Genomic DNA, 21,801 nt, shown 5'->3' with positions numbered 1-21,801 from the left:
CTTGGGAGCCCGAGTCGTGAGTGGGGCGGGTCAGCCCCAGTGGGCGGGGCCGACGCTGCCGGCCGGGTACTCGTCGAGCGGCACGGCGCCCTTTTTCCACGCCTCGAGGATCGGGGTGATGATCCGCCAGCATTCCTCGGCGACATCCGCCCGCACCGAAATCGACGGGTCCCCGGTGAGGATGCCCGCGAGGACCTCGCCGTAGGCATCCAGCTGGCCTGCGCCCAGGTCGGTCTCGAGCGACACCGTTTCGAGGGTGAACGGGTCGCCCTCGCCGTTGACGTTGATGTCGAGCTGGATCCCGTTGGGGTCCAGCGCGATGCGCAACAGGGTGGGTGAGGGCGCGGAGGTGAACCCGGTGGGCAGATGGGGCACGGGCTTGAAGGTGACCACGATGTCCTTGCGGGTGTCATCGAGGGCCTTCCCCGAGCGCAACACGATGGGCACCCCGGCCCACCGCCAGTTGTCGACGGTGAGGGTGATCTGCGCGAGGGTCTCGGTCTCCAGCGCCGGGTCGACGCCCTCTTCGTCCGCGTAGGAGAGCAGGTCGCGTCCGTCGATCGTGCCGTCGGTGTAGCGGGCACGGCGGGCGACCTGGTCGGGCTCGCCGGGCCACAGGTGGGTGGCGCGCAACGCTTGCGCCATCGCCCCGCGCAGGTCGTCGGCGTCGAGGGTCGACGGGGGTTCCATCGTCGCCAGGGCCAGCACCAGCAGCAGGTGGCTCTGGATCATGTCGACGAGCGCGCCCGCCTTGTCGTAGTAGCCGGCGCGACTCTCCAGGCCCAGCTTTTCGTCGTAGTGGATCTCGATCTTCTCGATGTTCTCCGCATTCCAGCTCTGCTCGAAGAGCCGGTTCGCGAAGCGAAGGCCGAGCAGGTTCAGCACCGTGGACTTGCCCAGGAAGTGGTCTACGCGGTGCACTCTGGATTCGGGCGCGAGGCGCGAGACGAGGCGGTTGAGCGCCGCCGCGCTGGCCAGGTCGGTACCGAAAGGCTTCTCCAGGGCAAGCGAGATGCCGTCCGGGAGCTCGATGGTGTCGAGGGCGCGGCAGCTGGCTTCGGTCACGGCCGGCGGAAGCGCGAAGTAGAGCACGGGCGCAGTCTCACAGCGACCGAGGATGCGGCGCAGATCGTCGGCGTCGGTGACATCGGCGACGACGTACCGACTGCGGGCCACCACCGGTTCGGTCGCATCCGGGTCGGCGCCGCCCTTCGCGAAGGCCGTGCGGAGCAGGTCTTTCCACGCCTCCGCGGTGAGCTCCGCGTTGCTCGCTCCGATCAGCTCAAGCTCGATGCCACGGTCGGCTGCGAGAAGCTGCCCGAGGCCCGGAAGAAGCAGGCGGGTGCTCAGATCTCCGCCGGCGCCGAAAATGACCAGGGTTCTACGGTGTGCAGCCATCGTTCGAACCTAGCCGCAACTCGCAGTCAGAACGGGAACGCCATGCGTGTCTGCGGTGTTCGCCAGGTTACATCGGGCTCGCCGATGTGGCCTGGCGCGTTGGCGGCCAGGACGCACTGCACGAAGGCCGACTACTACTCAAGGTCGTTCGCGGAAGGAGCGGGAGAGCTCGTTTGTGACGTCACCGACCGGCGTGAGTCGCCGATCACGCCCGCATTAACTTGCCATCTGGCAAGTAGATGCTAGATTGACTGCGCGATGGAATCGTCGCAGTGATCGGGGGACACATGAACAGCCAACACGCCGACGACAGCCCACAGCCGGATACGGCGGCCAGGTTGCTGCAGGCCAGCGACGCCGTCAGCGACCGGGTTCGCGAGGCCATTGATGCCCGTACCCAGGCCATCATCGACGCGTGGATGGCGCTGGCGGTGGTGACCTACGCCCTCGCGTTCGCCTTGTCCGGATTTAGTGGGGCGTCCGGCACGAATCTCGTGCCTGGGGTTTATGACAGAGGGCGTGACGCCATGGACCTGGGATCCCTCGTCCTGTCGGGGATCTTCGCCCTCTCCACTCTGACCGGCGGGCTCTCGGGTAGCCTGCGGCGACCCACACGCCGGGGAGCCAAACGACATCGGGCAGGCTACATCGTCGCGTGCTTCCTCCCGTTCGCGGCCATGGCCTACCTGACCTTCCAGGCACCGGGCACGCCGTGGTCGGCGACGCTGGCGCTGGCTGTCGCTTCGACTGTTCCCGTGATCGTGGTCGCGCTGCGCTCGGCCGGACGGGCCCGCGCGGCCGGGGTCCGTCGGTCGGAGCCGGCCCTCTCCGGCCTGCTGGACCCCACCGGCCGGGCCCTTACCGCGGCGCTGGGCATCGGACTCGGCGGGATCGGAGTGCTGACCGGGCCGTCCTTCGGACTCGCCGGGACGATCGCCGCGTGCGCGTTCCTGCTGTTCTTGATCGCCAGCCACACCACCCGGGTGGACCTGGATCGAGTCGCAACGGACTGGGGACCTGCCCAGTGGACCGCGCTCGGCTGCTCGTACACACTGACGCTCGTGTTGTCCGTCGTGCTCTCCCGCACCAGCTGGAACCTCGACGCCGTGAGCGTCGTCGGCGGCCTCCTCATCGCGGCTCCGCTGGTGGTCGCCTCGTTCCGGCCGGCGCCGATCTGGGAGGTCTGATGGGCGAACACCACCCTCGGCACGACCTCGACGACGCCCTGCTCACCCCGCTGCGCTTCTCCGTGATGGCGGCGCTGCGGGCGGATGCTGAAATCGACTTCGCCACCCTGCGCGACCTGCTCGAAACCGACGATTCGGCCCTGAGCAAAGCGATCAGCACCCTCAGCGCGGCGGGCTACGTTTCCGTGCGCAAGGGCTTCGTGGGCAACCGGCCGCGCACCTGGCTCACCGCCACGGGCGTCGGGATCGCGGCCATGCGCATCCACGTCGCCGCGCTGCAGGCCATTGCTGCCGGGCCGCCGACGCTCTGACCGTTTCGAGGTGAGGCGGCGGTTGTGACGCAGCATCAGACCGGCGGCGGCGCCCGGTGCAGCCGTTCGGTAAATTTGTCTCCATGATTCGCATCCAGCCGGACAGCCCCACCAACGCCGACGTGCGCCTGCTGCTGGATGAGCATCTGGCCGATATGTTCGCCACCTCACCGGCCGACAGCGTGCACGCCCTGGACCACTCGGCGTTGTCGGCGCCGGAGATCTCGTTCTGGACGGCGCGCGAGGACGGGGCGCTGCTGGGCTGCGGTGCACTGAAACGCCTGACCGCCACCCAGGCTGAGATCAAGTCGATGCGCACCACCGCCACGGCCCGCGGCCGGGGCGTCGCCGCATTGCTGCTCGCCCGGATCCTGGCCGATGCCCGCGAGCGCAACCTCGAGCGGCTCTACCTCGAAACCGGCACGGAGGAGTTCTTCGCGCCGGCCCACCGGCTCTACGCCCGGCACGGGTTCACCGTCTGCCCGCCCTTCGCGGACTACGTGCTCGACCCGCACAGCGTCTTCATGACCCTCGCGCTCGCCCCCGGCAGCGCCCCTGAGCCGCAGCACCGGCCCGATCAGTCGTAGTCCTCGACCCGCCACTCGTCGTGCCAGTCGATGATCACGTCGTCGCCGTTGAACCGGATCGGCAGCCAGACATAGTCGGCGATGGAGGTGTCGGGGTCCGGCAGAGTGACCGCGCCCCATTCGCTGTGGTCCGTGCCCGGGCTGAAGACCTTTTCGAAGAGGGCGGGGATGTCGGGTAGATCTGCCGGCGGATTCACAACCCATCGGTCTCCCAGGGCGATGTAGAGGTCCTTCTTCAGCGGGTGTTTGAAGATCGACGACAGCTGCGAACGGTAGGACGTGCGAGTCGCGTCGCCGGGATGTGGGTCGCCGATCACTGTCCACGGGCCATGGTAGCTGTCGGCGACGGCGGTCTCGGATTGGTTCGGGAAATACCCTGTCGTGCCCGAGGTGATGAGGTGGTGGCGACGGTTGCGGAGGAAATAGGCTGGCGCCTCACGTACGAACGGGGGCTGCCCGAGCGGAAAATGCGTCGAGTAGTTGCCCGTGACATCCGTGTAGTCGTCCGTGAGGTCCGCGCAGATCAGTTCGCTGTGCACGCGCTCGAAGTAGTAGTACGCCTTTCCGTCTGATGGATCGACGACGAGGTCGAAGTCGCCGGCGTTCATGCCCAACGGTCGCAGCCCGCTGCGCACGAGCTCGTACGGGCCCAGGATGTCGTCGGCGGTGAAGACGCTCGACATCTGCTCGTTGTTGCGGTGCATGACTTTGACCCAGCACACGTACTTGCGGGTGCGCGCGTTATAGATGATGTGCGGGCGGTCGGCGAGCTGGGCGGGGTGCATTGGGCTCTCGGGGTCGTCGAGATCCGGCGGGATGATCAGGCCCCGGTCCTCCCAGTTGTAGAGGTCGGTGGAGGCGTAGCAGCGCACGCCCCAGTGCCAGATTCCGTTGCCGGGGGCTGTTCGCTCCTTGTTCTCTCCGTACCAGTAGAACGTGCCGTCGACGGCGAGGATGGAGCCGCCGTGAGCCTGGATGCGTTCTCCGTTGGTGTCCAGCCAGGGCTGGCCGGGGCGGATGGCGTTCTGCATGGTGTTCCTTTCAAGGGCTGGGCCAGCACGGCTATCGTGCAGGCCCGATGCGTGGGGGTGGGACAGCGCGGGAATGCCGCGCGCGCTCGTGTTGGTTACAGCGGCGCATCACCAGCGACGAAAAGCCGGCTTCTTCGGGTCGTCTGCGGCTTCCCGGAAGTCGATCGCGAAGGAATGCGCTCCGGCCCCGACGGAGTGAACGGTGTCGACGCCCGGGAGAACAACCGTCGCGGTGCAACCGGCAGGCACCTGCACGTCCAGGCTGAACCTTGCACCGTCCCTGTGCCATCGCGACGAGGCCATTCCCCAGGGGGTCAGGTGGCTGGCTGACGCTCGGGTGAGTCCCCCACCCGGCCGCGGGGCGATCCGCAGGCTCCGGAATCCCGGCTCAGCGGAGTCGAGACCGGCCACGACCCGGTGCATGAAGTCGGCGACGGCGCCGAGGGCGTAGTGGTTGAAGGACGTCATGTCCCCAGGGTTCACCGATCCATCCGGCAGCATGCTGTCCCACCGTTCCCAGATGGTAGTCGCCCCCATCGTCACGGGGTAGAGCCAGGATGGCAGCTCCTCTTGCAGGAGCAGGTGATAGGCCGCGTCGAGGCCACCCGCCTTCACCAGTGCATCGCAGATGATCGGGGTACCCACGAATCCGGTGCTGATGTGGAAGTCGCCGGCCGCGACGAGTTGCAGCAGCCGGTCTCCCGACCGCGCGGATTGTTCCGGCGTGGCGAAGAGGTCAAAGACCAGCGCCACGGCGATGGCGGTGACGGTGTCGCTGACCACCCTGCCGTTGGGCGCGATGAACTCCGCCTGGAACGCACGGGTGGCCCGTTCGGCGACTGCGCGGTAATGCGCGGCATCGGCGCTCTTTCCGAGAATCGTTGCGGTCTCGGCCAGGATCCGGGCCGTCCGCACGTGATACGCGGTGGCGACAAGGTACTTGTCGGTCTGCGAGTCACCGGGGCTCTCAGGAGGAGCGGCGGGGTCTAGCCAGTCGCCGAGTTGGAAGCCCTCGTCCCAGAGCCCGGTGTGCCTGGTCAGATCGTCGACGAGATCTACCCACGCACGCATGCTGACGTATTGGTCGGTGAGCACGCGGGTGTCGCCGTCATGCCGGTACATCTCCCATGGGACGATCACCGCGGCATCGCCCCAGGCCGCCGTTGGGTGGTTGGGGAACCCGCACTCGATCCAGGGCACGAAGTTCGGTACGTGCCCCTGATCCGCCTGCTCATAGGCGACGTCGCGAAGCCAGCCGCCAAGGGTTCCGTGCGCTCCGAACAGGCGCAAGGCCGTAGGGGTGAAGACCTGGATGTCGCCCGTCCAGCCGAGGCGTTCGTCGCGCTGAGGGCAGTCGGTCGGCAAGTCGACGAAGTTGTCGCGCATGCTCCACACCACATTTTCGTGCAGCCGGTTCAGGCCGGGATGCGAGCTGTCGAACCAGCCGGTGCGCTCCAGATCCGTGTGCACCACGAGAGCCTCCACATCGACGGTGTCGATGCCGCCGGGCCAGTTCTCGAGTTCGGCGTAGCGGAACCCGTGCAAGGTGAACCGTGGCGTCCACTGCTCGAGCCCGCCGCCGGCGAGGGTGTACCGGTCGATGGAGACCGCCGAGCGAAGCGGCCGGACGCCGAGGGCACCATCTTCGAGCACCTCGGCATGGTGCAGGCTTACGACCTGCCCGGCGGGTCCGGCGACGCGGATGCGCAGCTTGCCGGCGATGTTCTGGCCGAAGTCCAAGCGGATGCGATTGCCGTCGATGGCCTCGATGCTCAGCGGCCGCAAGGTCTCCGTGACGCGCACGGCCGGGCCCGTCGGAGGCTCGAGTTCGGCCGGGAACGCGGCCAGGTCAAGCACCTGGGGTGATTCCCAGCCGGCGTCGTCGAACCCGACCTCGCTCCAGCCGGTCGGCAGAAGCCGGGCGTCGTAGTTCTCCCCCTCGTAGAGGCCGGCCTCGGTGATGGGCGCCGTCACCCATCGCCAGGAGTCCGCCAACGGCACCGAGATCACGGAACCACTGTGGAGAGTGACCTCCAGTTGCACGAGAACCGAGACGTCGTCACCGTAGACATCCCACAGACCGCCCTCGAAACCGATGCGACCGCGGTACCAGCCGTCCGCGACCCAGACGCCGATGGCGTTGCGGCCCGACCGGATGGCTTCGGTCACGTCGTAGGTTTGATAGCGCAAGCGATGGCTGTAGCTCGTCCATCCGGGTGACAGAAGGTCCTCCGAGACGGGCGCGCCGTTGAGTTCGAGTTCATAGACACCGTGTGCCGTTGAGTAGATCCGGGCTTTCGCCACGTCGCCGGGGGCGATCCCCAGGGAGCTGTTGTCCCATTCCGCGCGCACGAGGTAGCCCGGTCGAAGCTCCCCCTGCGGGGCCGTCACGGACGGGGCCACGAAGGGCACGGTCCACTCCGAGCGGTCGAGAAGACCGGCCTCGATCTCGATCCCGGAGTTCCACTCGGCATCCGCTGCGCCAGACGAGGCGGTGGGGCGGAGCCGCAATATCACCGTTTCGCGTGAGGCGAGCGGTGCGAATGGCCAGGGCACGAGCCGGTTGGAGCCGCCGGGTGTTGTGTGCTGTTCGATGCAGCCGTCTTCACGAGTGAGCTGCAGTTCGACCGACTCGACGTGGTCGTCGGCGCTGAGCGTCCACGAGATGCGTGGCCGCCTCTCACCGATACCGAGGTTGGAGCCGCCGCGACGGTTCTCGAGCCACAGGCTGTCGACGACGGCGGTTGATGTGTGGGTGATGGTGCTCATGTGTTGCTATCCCTTGACCGATCCGGCGGTGAGGCCCTTCATGACCTGTTGGTTCAGGAAGAGGTAGATGAAAAGTGTTCCAAGGACGTTGACCGCGATGGCCGCGAAGGTCGGTCCGTACTGCACAGCACCGTACTGGCCGGTGAAGTTCAGCAGCCCCACCTGAATGGTGCGTAAGGCGTCGCTGTTGGTGAAGGTCAGCGCGATCAAGAGGTCGTTCCACAGGAAGAAGAACTGCACCAGGCCGACAGTGAAGACGGCGTTCTTCACGAGCGGCAGGCCCACCGCCCAGAACGATCGAAGGATGCTCGCTCCGTCCAGAGTGGACGCCTCGAAGATCTCCCGCGGTACCGACCGGAAGAACGTGGCCATCATGAAGACCGTCAACGGCAGCCCGGTCGCGATGTAGGTGAGGATCATCGGCCAGTATGTGCCGGTGAGCCCGGTACGGAAATAGATCGTGAACAACGGCAACAGCACCATCTGGGTGGGCACCATGATGCCGGCCAGGAAGAGCAGCAGCACGGTTCCGCGCCCCTTCCAGACCATCACTTCCAGTGCGAAACCCGCCGCCACTCCGACGATGAGTACGACGGCGAGGGAGGGGAAGACGACGATGACGCTGTTCAGGATGTACTGGCCGAAACCGCTGTCGAAGACCGCGGTGTAGTTGTCCAGCGACCAGCTCTGCGGGAGGGTCCAGAACGGTTCGTTGAGGAACTCGCTCTGGGTCTTGAACGACCCGAGCAACATCCAGATCATCGGGTAGACCACGATGATGAGTAGGACTGTGAGGAAGATCCGGATCGGCAGCCGGGAGACGAACTGCCGCGGCGTCACCTTGCGGCTGCGCGGGACATCCCGGCGGTCGGATGCTGGACGGGTGCCGCGTGGGCGGATGGTTGTGGTGTCGATGGCCATGGGTCAGCCCTTCGTGATGTCGCGCCGTGTGGACCGGAAGATGAAGACGGTGAAGAGCAGGCAGAGGATCGTCAGCATGAGGGCGATCGTGCTTCCGTACCCGTACTGCCCGTAGGTGAACGAGGTCTGGAACATGTACAGCGTCAGAGGAGTCGTGGCGTTTCCGGGCCCGCCGTTGGTGAGCGCGACGACACTGTCGAACACCTTGAGGGTGCCGTTGATGCTGAAGATGATCGACGACAGGAGCACCGGGAGGGAGAGCGGCAGAACGATCGTGCGGATGAGCTTCCAGCCGCCTGCGCCGTCCAAGCGCGCAGACTCGAGCATTTCCTCGGGGATGTCCAGAAGGCCGGCATACAGCAGGACTCCGTAGAAGCCCATGGACTGCCAGAGGCCCATGAGTAGCAGAATCCAAAAGGATGCGTCTGGGGTGCCGAACCAGTCGACCGAGTTCATGCCGAACAGCTTCAGGAAGGAGTTGACCGGTCCCGTGGTCGGCGCAGCTTCGAAGAGGCGTTGGAACAGCAGGGCGACGGCCACCGTCGGCAGCACGATCGGGAAGAAGATGATGGTGCGGATGGCCGAGGAGGACCTCTTCAGCCAGAAGACGTAGAGCAGGGAGAGTCCGAAGCCGGCGCCGACCTGCAGCACGGTCATGACGATGGCGAAGCGAACGGTGAACCAGATGGCGCTCCACGCGGCCGGGTCCTGGAAGAACTTGGCGAAGTTGCCGAATCCGTTGAAGGTGAAGCCGATGATCGGGTTGCCGTCGAACACCGTGTAGCCGAGGGACCAGACGATCGGCACGAGCATGATGAGCGAATAGACCAGCAGGGCCGGCCCGAGGAGGATCAGGATGGCGCGCTTGTCGCCGAGGACTCTTTCCATGGTTCTTTCTCACTGTCGGCTGCGGAGCAGCGTCGGATGGTGTGGGGGCGCGGCATGGACACCGCGCCCCCAGGGTGGTGGGGAAGCCGGTTAGCCCTCGTCGTTTGCGTCCTGCACGAGCTCCATGAAGTCGGCTCCGCTGAGCGTTCCGCTTCCGAGGCCTCCGCCGTTCGTCTGGCTGACGCTGGTGCCCTTCGAGGTGAACAGAGCCTCGAACCAGAGGATGCTGGACGGCGCATCCTGGATCACCTGCTGAACGGTCTGGGTCGTCTCCGGAAGGTCCGTCGGCGGGTTGTCGAGCGCGAAGCCCGACACCACCCCACTATCGGTGAGCACGGTGTCGCCGTAGTTGGCGACGATGCACTTCAGCCAGGCTTCCTGGTCGGCGCCGAAGTTCTTCTGTGCGAACATCACCGGGACGCCCACGTTCGCCGGAACCTGGTCGATCGATCCCTTGCCGCCGGCGACCTCCGGGAACGGCGCGAAGCCGATGTTGTCGGCTCCGATGGTGTTCTGTGCCTCATCGTTGAAGTTCGCCAGCGCCCAGCTGCCCATGTAGAAGAAAGCCGACTTCCCGGTGAGGAATTGGTTCATGGCGGCGTTGTAGTCGATCGATCCGATCGCTTCGCCGAAGTAACCGGCCGTGCCCAGAGCCGCCACGGCGTCCGCGGCCTTGACATACTCCGGGTCGGTGAGCTTCGCCTTGCCGTCGGCCACGTCTTTCAGGGCATCCGGGCCGAGGTCGCGGGCGATGTAGTTGCCCACCAGGCGGGTGACCGGCCAGCCGTCCTTGCCGTCGACGGAGAAGGGCTGAACCCCCGCGCCCTGCAGAGTGTCTGCAGCGGCCACGAGATCGTCCCAGGTGGTGGGCACGTCGACGCCGTTGTCGGCCAGGAGTGCCTTGTTGTACCAGAAGCCCTCGATGTTGAACTCGGTCGGCAGGGAATACAGCGCGTCCTGCCCGTAGAGCGCCTTGATGGTGGATTCCGCCGCCGGCAGGATCTTGTCGGTCACGCCCAGCTTGTCCAACTCGGCCGACAGGTCGACGACCTGGCCGGCATCGATGAACTGCTGCATCAGCGACGGCGTTCCCGCCGCCATCGACATGTTCGAGAGGGCATCCTGGCCGGCCAGGAGTTGCAGCTTCTGGTCGAACTGCAGCCCAGCCGCCTTGTCGGGAGTCAGAGGGGCAGCGTCGTTCTCCGTCGCGCACTGCCCAGCGGCCAGGCTCTCCAACGTGCCGATGATGGTGGTGTTCTCGGTCTGCCCGAGGTAGCTGAATGTGCCGCTCGCTGCGCCGCTTCCGCCGCCGGCCGGGCCGCAGGCGCTGAGCGCGAGGGTCCCTGCCCCGAGGACGGCCACGAGGGGCAGAAAACGCCGCCGCCGTGATGTCAATGCTGTGATCACAATTCCTCCTTGAATGCGAAGCCTCACAATTGAAGCGTTTCACAAGAAGGTAACGGTGTCTTCGCGCATCTGTCAACACATCTACGGTATCGTTTTGGAACGCTTCATTTTCGCCGTGGTGACGGGAGCGGAGAAGACGAGCATTTTGACACGCGGCGCCGCGCCGCCCGGCACGAGGAAATGGATCCGGTGGCACAAGCCCGAAGAGTTGCCGGGAGATCGGCACCGAGTATGACGGATGTCGCCCGGCACGCCGGGGTGGCGCTGGGCACGGTCTCGAACGTGCTCAACAGGCCGGAGAAGGTCAAGGAGGGCACCCGCCGTCGAGTCTTGGCATCGATCGCCGAGCTCGGATTCGTGCGGAACGATGCCGCCAGGTCCCTCGCCGCTGGAACGAGCAACACCATTGGAATTGTCCTTGCCGACCTCAGCAACTCGCTCTTCGTCGACATCGCCCGCGGTGCCGAAGCCACGGTGCGACAGCACGGCATGAACCTGCTCATCGCGAACTCCGATGTGGACGTTGCGAAACAGTCGCTGAACATCAGCCTTTTTGAACAGTCCAGGGTCGCCGGGGTGTTGTTGGCACCGCTGGACACCGCGGTCGTGCGCACCAACTCGGTGTTGAGCACGACGCCGCTGGTGTTGGTGAACTACGCCTCAGAGGCCGGAACGTACTCCGGCGTCGTCGCCGACGAGGTGCACGGAGGATACGAGGCCGCCCGCCATCTCATCGGGCTCGGCCGCACCCGACTGGTGTTCCTCGGCGGCCCGCTCATGCTCACGGCCGTGGCCCAACGCCTTGCCGGAGCGCAGGCTGCGGTGGCCGAAATCCCGGGCGTCACCCTCGAACACATCGAAACGCGCGGGCTCAGAATGACGCACGGACGGCAGGCCGGCCAGGACATTCTGTCTCGGCCGGCGGGGTTCTTCGACGGCGCCATCGCAGCCTCGGACCTGCTCGCCGTGGGTGCGATCCAAGCGCTCGACGAGCACCACGGATACGAGGTGCCGAACGACATTGCCTTCACCGGATACGACAACAACCACTTCGCCTCCGAGAGCGCGATTCCCGTGTCCACGATCAGCCAGCACGGCGAGGAGATGGGGCGGGTTGCAGCCCAGCTGCTCATCAATGAGATCCAGGGCGGCCCCTCCACGCTGAAACGCACCGTCGTCATCAGACCGGATCTGATCCCGCGGCGCAGCTCCCTCGGCGAGGCGTGGCGCCGGGACTGACCGGTGCGGATACCCAGGGGGCCCTCCCCCGCCGCCGTCACGATTCGACACTGACTCCCCGTGTACCCCGACGGGGTTACAAAACCGGCCTCCGGCACCGCTATTCTGACGATAAGGCCCGGTCACCTCCCCTCCTACGGGGGCAACGCGGGCAGCGCCACAGATCAGGAGCACAGATGAGGGCCACGACGAGGGTCGCGATCGTCGATGACCACGAGCTGGTCGCCCTGGCGGTGCAGAATTTGGTCGACGAGGCCGACGGGCTGGTGTTCGCCCGCCATGCCACATCCGTGGCCGGCCTGGTGCGCCGGATGCGCGACGCCGACCTCGTGCTGCTCGACCTGATCCTGCGGGACGGCACCGACCCGGCCGAGAACGTGCGGTTGATCCGCGACTGGGGGGCCGATGTGCTCGTGCTCACTTCCGGTGAAGACCCGTTCCTGGTGCGGAACGCATCTCGGGCCGAGGTGCTCGGCATCGTGCGCAAGTCCACACCCCGGCAGGCCCTCGTCGAAGCGGTGCAGACCGCGGCGAGGGGCGAACTGGTGCCCACCACGGAGTGGGCGTCGGCCCTTGACACGGACCCGCTGCTTGCCGCTGCTCCGCTGACGTTCCGGGAGCGCGAGGTACTCAGCCTCTACGCGTCGGGCTTGGGCGCCCGTGGGGTGGCGGAGCGTCTGTTCATCTCCGAGAACACGGTCAACGACCATCTCCGCCGCATCCGCTCCCTGTACCACCGGCTCGGTCGGTCGGCCGCGACCAAGGTGGAGCTCTACCAACGCGGCATCGAAGACGGCTACGTGCAGGCGCCCCGGCGTGACTAGCACCGGCCGGGCCGCGGGCATCGGTACGGCTGAGCGCTCGGCGCGACGCATCCTCGTCGTCGACTCGGCGTTACTCATCGTGATCGTCCTCGCCGTTCACCTGACCTTCCTGCTGAAGGGCGGGCAGGGGCAGTTCCCCCTGTGGTCGCTGATGATCGCCTGGCTCGCCGCCGTCGTCACGCTCGTGGCCGGCGTCATCGCCCGCCGGGTCTCGGATCTGACGCTGCGCCTGCTCGCCCTGCTGGCCGTGGCCCTGTACTGGATGACCCTGGTCACCTTCCCGGCAGCGGTGCCCGCTGAGGGGATCGATCGCATTCCGTGGACCTTGTCGGCCACCGGTGCAGCGGCGGCGGCCGCGCTCGTGGCCGGCGGCCGGGCGCTGGGCTGGGCGACCGTGATCGCCGGCACGACGGCCGGGATGGTGTTCCGCACCCTCTACGGCGGACTCGACCTCGACGGCGTGGTCAACGACCTGCAAGCGCTTCTGACCGGCGCGCTGGTCTGTGTGATCGGCGGGCACATGCTCATGGTCGGACGCGGGCTGGACGGCGAGGCTGCGGCGGCGGCGGTCTCGGCGTCCCGGGAATCCGCCGAGAGCGGGCGGCTTGCGGCGCGCACCAAGGCAGCGACACTGGTGCACGACGAGGTCCTCGCGACCCTGGTGCTCGCGTCCACCGACCTTCCGATCCCACGGGAACGGCTCGCCGCGCAGGCGCGCGCGGCCGTGTCCACGGTGACATCCCTGGCCGACGGGCACGCGCACGAGCCGGTCGTGCTGCGCGCGGCTCTGGCCGAGGAGGCCCGGCTCCACTGCGTCGCCTTCAGCGTGCGGGGAGAAGCCACGCCGTCATCCGGTGCCACCTTCGCCCAGACTCACGAAGCCCTGATCGGGGCGATGCGACAGGCCCTGCGCAACAGCATCCAGCACGCTCCGGATGCGGCGCGCAGCGTCGTTCTCATCCATACGGACTCGGAGATCCGCGTCGAGATCAGCGACGACGGGCCGGGCTTCGACCCGGGCCGGATCAACGACGACAGGCTGGGCATCCGGCAGAGCATCGTGGGTCGCATGAATCGCCTGCCCGGCGGCAGCGCCGAGATCGATTCGGCTCCCGGGCGTGGAACGGTCGTCCGCCTCCGCGTGACCGTGGCCCCCATGCCGGAAATCGGGCTGCCGGACAACCGGGTGTCCCTGCGGGTGGGCGTCACCGTTCTCACGTACATCTACGTCGCCACCCAGGCCGCGTGCGCCGTTCTCGCGGCTATCGTGATTCCCGACTCCTGGCCGCTGCAACTGGCGATGCTCGCGACGGCCCTGGTCGCCGCGGAGATCCTCCGGGCCGCTCCGCACCGGGTGCCGTCGCTCGGCCGCACCGTACTCGTCGTCTCCGTTGCCGGTGGCGGCCTGCTCGCCGGGGTCATCGCCTCCCATGTCCTCTACGACTTGGCCTTCTCCTACGGCACCATGTGGTTCGCCGTCGGTGCCGCGTTCCTCCTGGTCTCGCTCGCGCTACGCGGGCGCAGCGGCGTGGCCCTGGCCGGCACCGGAGTGATCGTCGCGGTCCTCGTCACAGCCGGTGTTCTCGGCGGGGCGCCGGCCGTGCAGATCGTGCAGGTCGGGGTGCGGCCGGTGGTCCTGGTGGGGCTCGCCGTGGCGCTCCTCGTCGTGGTCGACCGGATGCAGCGACGCATCACCCTGCTCCACCGGGAAGCCCTGGTCTCGGCGCAGAAGCAGAGCTGGACTCTGGCCGCGCGGTCGGAGCTGACCGGCCGGGTGGCGGAACTCGCCCGGACGGTCATCCCGTTGCTGCGGCGCATCGGCAGGGGGACAGAGCCGACCGACGCGGAGCGGAGCGAGTATGCCAGCTGCGAGGGAGACCTCCGCGACGGCCTGCGCGCGGGCTTGTTGGCCCGCGATCCCCTCCGCACCGTGGTGGCCGCCGCCCGGGAGCGCGGCGTGGACGTTCTGCTGCTCGACGACAACGGCGGATATGTTGACGACGCCGTCATCGCACCGATCCTCGCCTGGATGGCCGAGTCGATCGGGGCGGCGGAAACCCGCGCGGTCGGCCGCCTTCTCCCAGCCGGGCGAGCGGCCCAGGCGAGCCTCACCGTCGATGGCACACAAACCGAGTTCACCGGCGCCCGGGTCACGGCCGCCCAAGCCCAACCGCTCCGACCCCAGCCGGCCGGTGCCGGGCCGGCCAGGGTGGAGCCGGTCAGGACCCCGTCATGAGCTTCCACGGCGAGTAGTCGTGGTCGAGGACCGACCGGTCGGGCCGCTTGGCCTGCGACCACCAGCGGGCCTCATAGGGGGTGCCCTCGTACTGCACGATGTCGCCCTGGTCATAGAGAGCGTCGGCCGACCAGTCCGGGTAGGTGCCGGCCGGCAGGGTCGGCAGGGCGAACGGCGAATCGGTGGTGAGCACCGGGCCGACGTAGGTCCAGGCGGAAGCGTCGGTGTTGAGGCTCGGGTCGTCGGGCTTGGCGGCGTCCTCGTTCCACCACTTCGACACGTACACCGAGCCGTTCCACACCACCATCACGCCGGCTGAGTAGTAGCTGCGCGACGACCAGATCGGGTACGGGCTGGTCTCCGCGTCGTCGGCGATGGTGTCGGCATCCGTCACGGCCGCCGGACGAGCGGACGGCGTGCCGGTATAGCCGTCCTCGAGCACGGTCGCGAAGCTCGCGCCGGCCTGCTCGATTCCGCTGCAGGACGTCGCGACGGTGCTGACGTGCGGGTAGTTGCTGCCGCAGGTCTGGTCCCGGTTGAGCGACCAGATCGAGACCCGGGCCAGCCCCTGAGCGGTGGCGAACTCGTTGAGGGCGCGGGCATCGTCGACGGTGAAGACCTCACCCTTCACGTCGTTCTGGCCGATCATCGGCGTGGCCCCGAGGAGCGCCCACACCCCGCCGGCGGGCAGGGCGAGCGTGCGCTCGTGCCAGATGTCGCTGAGCTGCGTCGCGGTCGCCTTCAGCGCATCGATGCTCAATGACGACATCGGGGCGACGCTCCCGTCGGTTCCGTAGTTCATCGTCATGACGTTGACCCCGGCGAGGTCGACTCCGGCGTCGAGCATCTGCTCCACCTGGGCGAGGCCCTCGGCGGTGAGTCCCTGCGGGGCGACGGGCAGGGTCAACCACACGTCGAGCGCGCCGCCGTCGTCCCGGCGTTCCTCCTGCAACCGGGCGACGGCCTCGGCGCGCCGGGCGGTGCTCTCGTCGTCGGCGAGCATCTCGCCCTCGATGTCGAGGTCCATCACGTCGATGCCGTAGCGGTCCATCACGATGCGGTAGGCATCCGTGGTCTCGGTGACGGAGGAGCAGGCGGCGGCGAGTTCGGTGTTGATGGCACCGCCGAAGGACACGGCGAGGGGCTGCCCCTCGCGGCGCATCCGTTCGACCCGGCGGTCGAGTTCGAAGGTCTGCGCCGCCTGGTCGAGGCTGTACGCCTTGCCCCAGGTGGGCGTGCAGTCGTCCGCGTCGGCGGCCACGACGAACGCGAGAACCGCGCCGCCGGCCGACGTGCCGAGCGGGCTGTCCGCCAGCTGTGCGCCCGACTCGAGCGTGACGTCGTAATATCCGGCAAACCAACGGCTGTCGACGGATGCGCCCGCCACGGCGGGCGGCAGCCCGGGAACCACCGCGACGGCCGTGACGGCCGCGGGGATGAGGACCATCGCGGCCAGGCTCAGCAGCAGCCTTCCGGCGGACAGCCGGCGACCGGCGAAGCGGGAGGTGGCGCGTGCGCGGATCGGGCTCATCGCAGGGCTCCCATCGCTTCGAGGGCTCCGTCGTCGACCACGATCGACCAGACCGGCGCGGTGGCGGGCGCGGGAGCGGCGACGGGTGGCGCGGCGACCCAGATCCAGTTCATCCAGCCGAACCACAGGTCGCTGACGGCTTCGCGGAGGCCGATCAGCCGAGTGACTCCCCAGGCGGCCGCGAGCGCGGTGAACCCGGCGAACGCGGTGGTGCCCCAGTCGGCGGCCAGGCCGGCACGCACGGCGATCGCGGCTGCTCCGCCGATGATGAGGAGCGGAGCCAGCACGTAGAGCGCCGGAGCGGGGGTGCGGGTGCTGACCTTCGGCGTGCGCACGAAGCGCGCCTTCCGGTCGGTGAGCGCCTGAGCGACCGACCCGATGCTGCCGGCGAGGTTCGCCGGCAGGATCAGCAGGTTCAGGCCGTAAATGCCCAGGACGTCACGGCGCCGGTAGCCCAGGTAGCGCAGGTCGGAGGCCATCTCGACGAAGTACGGCGTGGCGATGAGCAGGAGTTGGGCGGTCACGAGTTGCCCGCCCAGGGGGTTCAGGGTCAGCACGGCCAGGAGGCCGAGGGTGACCCAGGTGATCGAGCCCAGGTAGTTGGCGCGCAGGAGTTTCTGCATGAGCGGCAGCGGCTCGCCCTGCCGGCGGCGGCGCACGATCAGGTCGTGCAGCCGGGGCAGGATGAGCAGGCCGCCGTCGGCCCAGCGCTGACGTTGGATGACGAGGCTGCCGAAGTCCGGCGGGGTCGCGCTGTAGCTCAGCCGCTCCGGGTAGTTGAGCAGGGTCCAGCCGTGCGCGGCGATGTCGATGCTCGACTCGGTGTCTTCGATCACGGTGCGGTCCGAGATGAAGCGCACCACCCGCAGGCCGTCCTCCACGGTCTCCCGCCGGATGTCTTCGAGGGCCGAGCGGCGCAGCACGGCGTTCGCACCGACCCAGTAGGTGGCGCCGAAGGCGGTCAGGCCCTGGTGCACGATGTGCTGCAGGTCGGTGGTGGCACCCGAGAGGCGTTCAAGGCGGGTCGGGGCTCCGCGGTACGCCGAGTAGGGCGTCTGGGCGACGGCGATCCTGTGGTTCTCCGGCTGGTCGAGCAGGTGCACGAGCCGGAGGCAGTACTCGGGCAGCAGCATCGAGTCGGCATCGAGGGTGAGCACGAACTCGCAGTCCGGCGTGTCGATGATCGTCTCCGAGTCGGTCGACGCCGCCCCGTCGGTGGTGACCGCCGTCTGGGCCCCCACCGGGATCAGCGCGAGTCCGCGGCCGTCGTGCTGCTCGCGGTAGCGGCCGCCGAGCAGGCCGAGGTAGCTGTTCAAATTCATCGCCTTGTTGGGCGCGTGTGAGAGCGAGGCGTAGCGCTTGCGCTCGAAGAAGCTCATCTCCACCGTGAAGATGTTGACGAGGCGATGCAGAACCTGTTCGGCTCTCGCGTGCGACAGCGGGGTCTCGTCGCGCTCCAGCGCCTCGTGCAGCGCGGTCGCGGTGACATCGAGACTCGTGGCGAGGGTGCGCAGCACCTGGTTGGCGAAGAACACCTCCACGTGGGTGCGCGTCGGTGCCGCATCCGCCCGTGCTCGCAGCCACTGGGCCGCGGCGGCGTATTCGCGCATCACGATCGCGGTCGCCTCGGCGGCGCCGGGGCGTCCGAGCGGGCCGAGGGTCGACCGGCGCAGGCGCACCCAGGCGGCCTCCACGCGCAGCCGCATCGGTTCCAGATCGGCCATGATCTCGGCGGCGAGCATCCGGTTGCGTCGCAGGGATTCCCGTTCATCCGGGTCGCTGGGGTCTGGATCGTCGTCGATGAGAAGGACGACGTGGAGGTCGGGGAATTCCTGGAGCGCGACCGACCACAGCGACAACCGCACCAGGTCGGGGTCTTCGGTGCGTGAGGGCAGGAGGGCGACGAGACGGGGCTTGCGGTGATCGGCGCGGCTGTCCCGCTCCGGCCTGGGGGCGTTCAGGGTCATCTGCTCGACGTGCTCATCGAGCACGATCCGGCGGACGCGCCGGTGCGCCGCGAATCGGGGCAGCGCCGCCGAGCGTGCCAGCAGATACATGCAGGCGGAGAAGGTGAGCATCGTGACCGACACGAGGAACACGATGGTCTCCACCAGCTGGGTGGCGTCGGCCAGCGCATCGCCGCGGGCGAGCGCAACCACCACGGTGACGAGGTAGGCGAGCCAGAGCAGTACGCACAGCGCGGGGGCGATGCGGGCGCGAGCCATCCGTGCGGCCGAGGGGATGGCGTGCAGCATCGGCTGCGGTGTCGGATCTTTGTCCGTCCCTCGCTGGCGACGCGGCCGGATTGTCCTTTCGGATCTGGCGCTCACTGTCGGTGGTCCCTTTCGGAGAGGGCGCACACGCCGGAGTGTCCCGCCGCGTCCGCGGCGTTCTCCCTAGGTAAGAGCCGCGCCGCGAGTCCCTGTCTTCACAGTGTGTCCGCTGCGCCATTCCGAAGATCGCGGCACCGACCACCAGTTCTGGTGGTTTCTCCCCGACGAGCAGGAGTCAGGCGACCGCCGCGCGGTTGTGCCCGAGCATGGCGAGCGCCGGCGCCACGGTGGCCGCGGCGAACAGGAGGGCGGTGAAGAAGCCCAGGGCCGGGAAGAGGACGAAGCCGCCGAGGATCAGCGCTGCGCCGGCCAGGCCCTGCAGCAGGTTCGCGCGCGGTGGCCGTACCGGCGGGTTCGACCAGAAGGGGAACGGGTCGTGCGGGTTGGCCCGGGCGCGGATCCGCACCGCTGCCGTGAACAGCGTTGATGATGCGGCCAGAAGCACAATCCCCAGAGCAATATCCATCAGGCACCCCATGCCCGGCCGGCGGATGCGCATCTCGCCCCTGCCGCGCCATGCCCCATGTTGGCACACTCCCCCGCCGCCCGTTCCGCGAACTGTGACTCAAGCGCCCAAAGAACTCCGGTTTTCGGGGCGTGACTCACAGGTCGCGGCGGGTGAGCCAGGCGGCCATACGGCGGATGCTGGCGTGCGCGCCGGGGTTGTCCGGCTCGTTGAGGTGCCCGTGCCGTGTTCCGGGCTCGTGGCAGACGGTCACGTCCACGCCGGCCAGCGCCAGTTCGGCGGCGAACGCCTGCCCCGACGAGCGCAAGCTGTCGTGGTCGGAGTTCAGGATGAAAGTCGGCGGCAACCCGGCCGGATCGTGCCCGCCGGGGAAGGCGTACGGGTTGGCCAGTTCAGCGGGATCGCCCACGTAGTTGAGGTTCAGAGCGCGCACGTCGTCGGGCTCGAACCGGGCTTCAGCGGGCAGCAGCGCAATCATGGCCGCGAGGGCCGCGGTGGGCTCCGGCAGCACGCTGTGCACCAGCGGGTAGGCGAGCATCAGCGACACCGGATGCTCACCCCCGCCATCGCGCAGCCGCAGGGCCGCCCCCGCGGCCAGGTTGCCCCCGGCACTCGCACCGCCGAGCGACACCCGGCCGGGGTCGATACCCCACTCCCCGGCGTGCGCGACGGTCCACCGGAAGCATTCGGAGACTTCCTCGGAGGCCACCGGAAAACGCACCCCGTCACGGGCCGGCTCGCCGTCGGTGAGCGCCTCCGACACCGGAGCCAGCCGGTAGTCGACACTGACGACGGTGACCCCGAGCGCCGCGAGTTCCAGGGACACCCACTGTGCCTCGGGCATGTCAAGGTCTCCCCAGGCGAAGCCGCCGCCATGCGCCCAGACGAGCGCCGGGCTCGCATCCGCACCGGCAGCACGGTAGACCCGGATCGGGATGGTGCCGTGCGGGCCGGGGATCGTCAGGGAGTCCATGGGACTGATCTTCCCAGTTGGCACAGTCGCCGGTCGCTCCCCGACCCGCGAACTGTGAGAAAAGTACTAAGAATTCTCTTGGGTTCTAGCGCTTTGCTCACAGTTCGCGGGAGGGGAGGGACGGGTCAGTCGGTGCCGGTGTAGCGGAAGGCGGCGAAAGAGACCTCGCCGGTGACCGCGTACAGGCAGAGCACCCGGCCGGTGAACGAGGCCGCCGTCTCCTGGGAGAGGTAGCGCCCGTCCACCCGAGCCAGCTCCACCCGGTCGGCCCCGGTGCCCACGCTGAGCACCACGAAGTCACTCGTCAGTCCGGCCAGGATCGACGACGCATCCGGCGGCACGGTGTCCAGGCCCAGGGTCACGGCGCCGTCGACCAGGTGCTCCGGCGCCAGCGGCACCGTCCACTCCTGGCGGATGCCCGCGACGCACGCGCGCGCCGTCACCACGCCGTTTCCCACCTCGATCTCGTAGTGGTGGTGCTCGTCGTAGCGCACGCCCAGGCCGCCGAGTCCGGTGCCGGGCGCGACCCGCACCGTGGTGCTCGACCAGGGGTTACGTTGCCGCACCCCCACCAGAACGGGCTGCTCGGCGTCGAGGGTGCCGCCCTCGCCGGTCAGCACGAGCCGGCCCACCGGGCCGGCCGCTGAGGACTCGCCCGCACGCGCCGCAGCCCCACCGGCGAGAGTCGCCAGCTCGGCCGGGTACCGGCGCACGCCGATCCACTCCGGCGCGAGCTCCGGCCCGCTGAAGTCATCCGTGAACACGGTCTCGCCCGGCCGCGGGTTCAGCAGCACCGGATCGGCGGCGAGCCAGCCGTCCTCCCAGCGGGCGCTCGTGATGAAGGTCTCCCGGCCGAGCGCGGAGAACGCCTGGGTCATGCCGGTGGGCCGCATGCCGAGCATCACGATCGCCCAGCCGCCGTCGGGGGTCTCGACGAGGTCACCATGCCCGGTGTTCTGGATGGGCCGGTTGGTGCTGCGGGCGGAGAGGATCGGGTTGGCCGGTCCGCCCACCTCGGGCCCCTCGGTGAAGGGCCCGCACGGGTGCTCGCCGCGCGCCACGCTGATGCCGTGGCCGCGCTCGGTGCCGCCCTCGGCGATGAGCAGGTACCAGTATCCGCCGCGCTGGTACAGGTGCGGCGCCTCCGGGAACTTCAGCCCGGTGCCCGACCACACCGACACCGGGTCCGACAGCGGGATCCCGGTGTCCAGGTCCACCGTGAACTGCAGGATGCCCTTGTGCTCGCCGGGATCCTCACCGCTGGTCACGTCCAGGCCCGAGTAGGTGATGTACGCCAGCCCGTCCTCGTCCCAGGCGAGGTCGGTGTCGATGCCATGCACGCCCTGGATCACGGTGCCGTCGCTCCACGGCCCGGCCGGGTCGGTGGCGGTGAAGATGAGCATCCCGCGGCCCATCGCATCCGTCACCACCACGTAGAACACGCCGTCGCGGTGCCGGATGGTCGGCGCCCAGGCTCCGCCCAGCGTCGGCACGTGCGCCGAGGCGAGCTGGCCCGGGCGCTCGACGACGTGACCGATCTGGGTCCAGTCGAGCAGGTCGGTGCTGTGGAAGACCGGGATGCCGGGCAGGTATTCGAAGGTGGAGTTGGCGAGGTAGTAGTCCGCACCAACCTTCACCACGCTGGGGTCGGGGTAGAACCCGGCGATCAGCGGGTTCGGCCAGGAGAGGTCGCTCATGAC

General features: G+C 68.4%; 18 protein-coding genes. 7 read left to right on the top strand and 11 right to left on the bottom strand.

Annotated features, from left to right (window positions below; all coding sequences use genetic code 11):
• Positions 1-30: 30 nt before the first annotated feature.
• Positions 31-1,398 carry a glucose-6-phosphate dehydrogenase gene (locus tag PA27867_RS02860; RefSeq protein ID WP_066592929.1) on the bottom strand — a complete coding sequence of 456 codons (1,368 nt, stop codon included), beginning with the start codon at positions 1,396-1,398 and terminating at the stop codon, positions 31-33.
• Positions 1,399-1,685: 287 nt separating this feature from the next.
• Between PA27867_RS02860 and PA27867_RS02855 the strand changes: the two genes are divergently transcribed.
• The 3 genes from PA27867_RS02855 to PA27867_RS02845 all read left to right on the top strand — a co-directional run bounded on the left by PA27867_RS02855 (position 1,686) and on the right by PA27867_RS02845 (position 3,483).
• Positions 1,686-2,585 (top strand): hypothetical protein, encoded by a 900-nt coding sequence (locus tag PA27867_RS02855; protein ID WP_157109097.1) that lies wholly within the window; start codon positions 1,686-1,688, stop codon positions 2,583-2,585.
• Positions 2,585-2,896, top strand: coding sequence for a transcriptional regulator (locus PA27867_RS02850; RefSeq protein ID WP_066592926.1), 312 nt, complete (start codon positions 2,585-2,587; stop codon positions 2,894-2,896). Before PA27867_RS02855 ends, PA27867_RS02850 begins: the two co-directional genes overlap by 1 nt.
• 83 nt (positions 2,897-2,979) lie before the next feature.
• Complete coding sequence (locus tag PA27867_RS02845; protein ID WP_066592923.1) at positions 2,980-3,483, top strand: GNAT family N-acetyltransferase; 504 nt, start codon at positions 2,980-2,982, stop codon at positions 3,481-3,483.
• Here the strand turns inward: PA27867_RS02845 and PA27867_RS02840 are convergent.
• The 5 genes from PA27867_RS02840 to PA27867_RS02820 all read right to left on the bottom strand — a co-directional run bounded on the left by PA27867_RS02840 (position 3,474) and on the right by PA27867_RS02820 (position 10,499).
• A complete protein-coding gene (locus PA27867_RS02840) occupies positions 3,474-4,514 on the bottom strand; it encodes a family 43 glycosylhydrolase (protein ID WP_066592921.1) in 1,041 nt (346 codons plus the stop codon). The two genes, PA27867_RS02845 and PA27867_RS02840, sit on opposite strands and share 10 nt — an antisense overlap.
• A gap of 108 nt (positions 4,515-4,622) precedes the next feature.
• Complete coding sequence (locus tag PA27867_RS02835; RefSeq protein ID WP_084020604.1) at positions 4,623-7,283, bottom strand: alpha-L-rhamnosidase; 2,661 nt, start codon at positions 7,281-7,283, stop codon at positions 4,623-4,625.
• A 6-nt stretch (positions 7,284-7,289) separates the two neighbouring features.
• On the bottom strand, positions 7,290-8,204 hold the full coding sequence (locus tag PA27867_RS02830) for a carbohydrate ABC transporter permease (protein WP_066592919.1): 915 nt from the start codon (positions 8,202-8,204) through the stop codon (positions 7,290-7,292).
• 3 nt (positions 8,205-8,207) lie between these two features.
• Entirely contained in the window at positions 8,208-9,092 is an 885-nt protein-coding gene (locus tag PA27867_RS02825; RefSeq protein WP_066592918.1) for a carbohydrate ABC transporter permease, read from the bottom strand.
• A gap of 90 nt (positions 9,093-9,182) precedes the next feature.
• Positions 9,183-10,499: an ABC transporter substrate-binding protein gene (locus tag PA27867_RS02820; RefSeq protein WP_084020602.1), complete on the bottom strand. Its 1,317-nt coding sequence runs from the start codon at positions 10,497-10,499 to the stop codon at positions 9,183-9,185.
• A gap of 55 nt (positions 10,500-10,554) precedes the next feature.
• On the opposite strand from PA27867_RS02820, the gene PA27867_RS21040 reads away from it, so the two are divergent.
• The 4 genes from PA27867_RS21040 to PA27867_RS02805 all read left to right on the top strand — a co-directional run bounded on the left by PA27867_RS21040 (position 10,555) and on the right by PA27867_RS02805 (position 14,798).
• Positions 10,555-10,734: a hypothetical protein gene (locus PA27867_RS21040; RefSeq protein ID WP_208857368.1), complete on the top strand. Its 180-nt coding sequence runs from the start codon at positions 10,555-10,557 to the stop codon at positions 10,732-10,734.
• Positions 10,731-11,738 (top strand): LacI family DNA-binding transcriptional regulator, encoded by a 1,008-nt coding sequence (locus PA27867_RS02815; RefSeq protein WP_236900813.1) that lies wholly within the window; start codon positions 10,731-10,733, stop codon positions 11,736-11,738. The genes PA27867_RS21040 and PA27867_RS02815 overlap by 4 nt, the downstream gene beginning before the upstream one ends.
• Before the next feature lie 176 nt (positions 11,739-11,914).
• A complete protein-coding gene (locus PA27867_RS02810) occupies positions 11,915-12,562 on the top strand; it encodes a LuxR C-terminal-related transcriptional regulator (protein ID WP_066592915.1) in 648 nt (215 codons plus the stop codon).
• Positions 12,555-14,798: a sensor histidine kinase gene (locus tag PA27867_RS02805; RefSeq protein ID WP_066592912.1), complete on the top strand. Its 2,244-nt coding sequence runs from the start codon at positions 12,555-12,557 to the stop codon at positions 14,796-14,798. Before PA27867_RS02810 ends, PA27867_RS02805 begins: the two co-directional genes overlap by 8 nt.
• On the opposite strand, the gene PA27867_RS02800 is transcribed toward PA27867_RS02805, so the two are convergent.
• The 5 genes from PA27867_RS02800 to PA27867_RS02780 all read right to left on the bottom strand — a co-directional run bounded on the left by PA27867_RS02800 (position 14,782) and on the right by PA27867_RS02780 (position 21,798).
• The gene (locus tag PA27867_RS02800) at positions 14,782-16,329 is read right to left on the bottom strand and encodes a chitinase (protein ID WP_066592910.1); all 1,548 of its coding nucleotides are present in this window, start codon (positions 16,327-16,329) and stop codon (positions 14,782-14,784) included. The genes PA27867_RS02805 and PA27867_RS02800 overlap by 17 nt on opposite strands.
• A complete protein-coding gene (locus PA27867_RS02795) occupies positions 16,326-18,584 on the bottom strand; it encodes a glycosyltransferase family 2 protein (protein ID WP_066592908.1) in 2,259 nt (752 codons plus the stop codon). Before PA27867_RS02795 ends, PA27867_RS02800 begins: the two co-directional genes overlap by 4 nt.
• A 253-nt stretch (positions 18,585-18,837) precedes the next feature.
• Positions 18,838-19,128 carry a hypothetical protein gene (locus PA27867_RS02790; RefSeq protein WP_157109096.1) on the bottom strand — a complete coding sequence of 97 codons (291 nt, stop codon included), beginning with the start codon at positions 19,126-19,128 and terminating at the stop codon, positions 18,838-18,840.
• 136 nt (positions 19,129-19,264) lie between these two features.
• Positions 19,265-20,101: an alpha/beta hydrolase gene (locus tag PA27867_RS02785; RefSeq protein ID WP_066592904.1), complete on the bottom strand. Its 837-nt coding sequence runs from the start codon at positions 20,099-20,101 to the stop codon at positions 19,265-19,267.
• 125 nt (positions 20,102-20,226) lie between these two features.
• A complete protein-coding gene (locus PA27867_RS02780; RefSeq protein ID WP_066592901.1) occupies positions 20,227-21,798 on the bottom strand; it encodes a glycoside hydrolase family 43 protein in 1,572 nt (523 codons plus the stop codon).
• Between the last annotated feature and the right edge of the window lie 3 nt (positions 21,799-21,801).

Source organism: Cryobacterium arcticum (genome assembly GCF_001679725.1).
Lineage (GTDB): Bacteria > Actinomycetota > Actinomycetes > Actinomycetales > Microbacteriaceae > Cryobacterium > Cryobacterium arcticum_A.
This window is presented reverse-complemented; position numbering and strand designations above follow the sequence as displayed.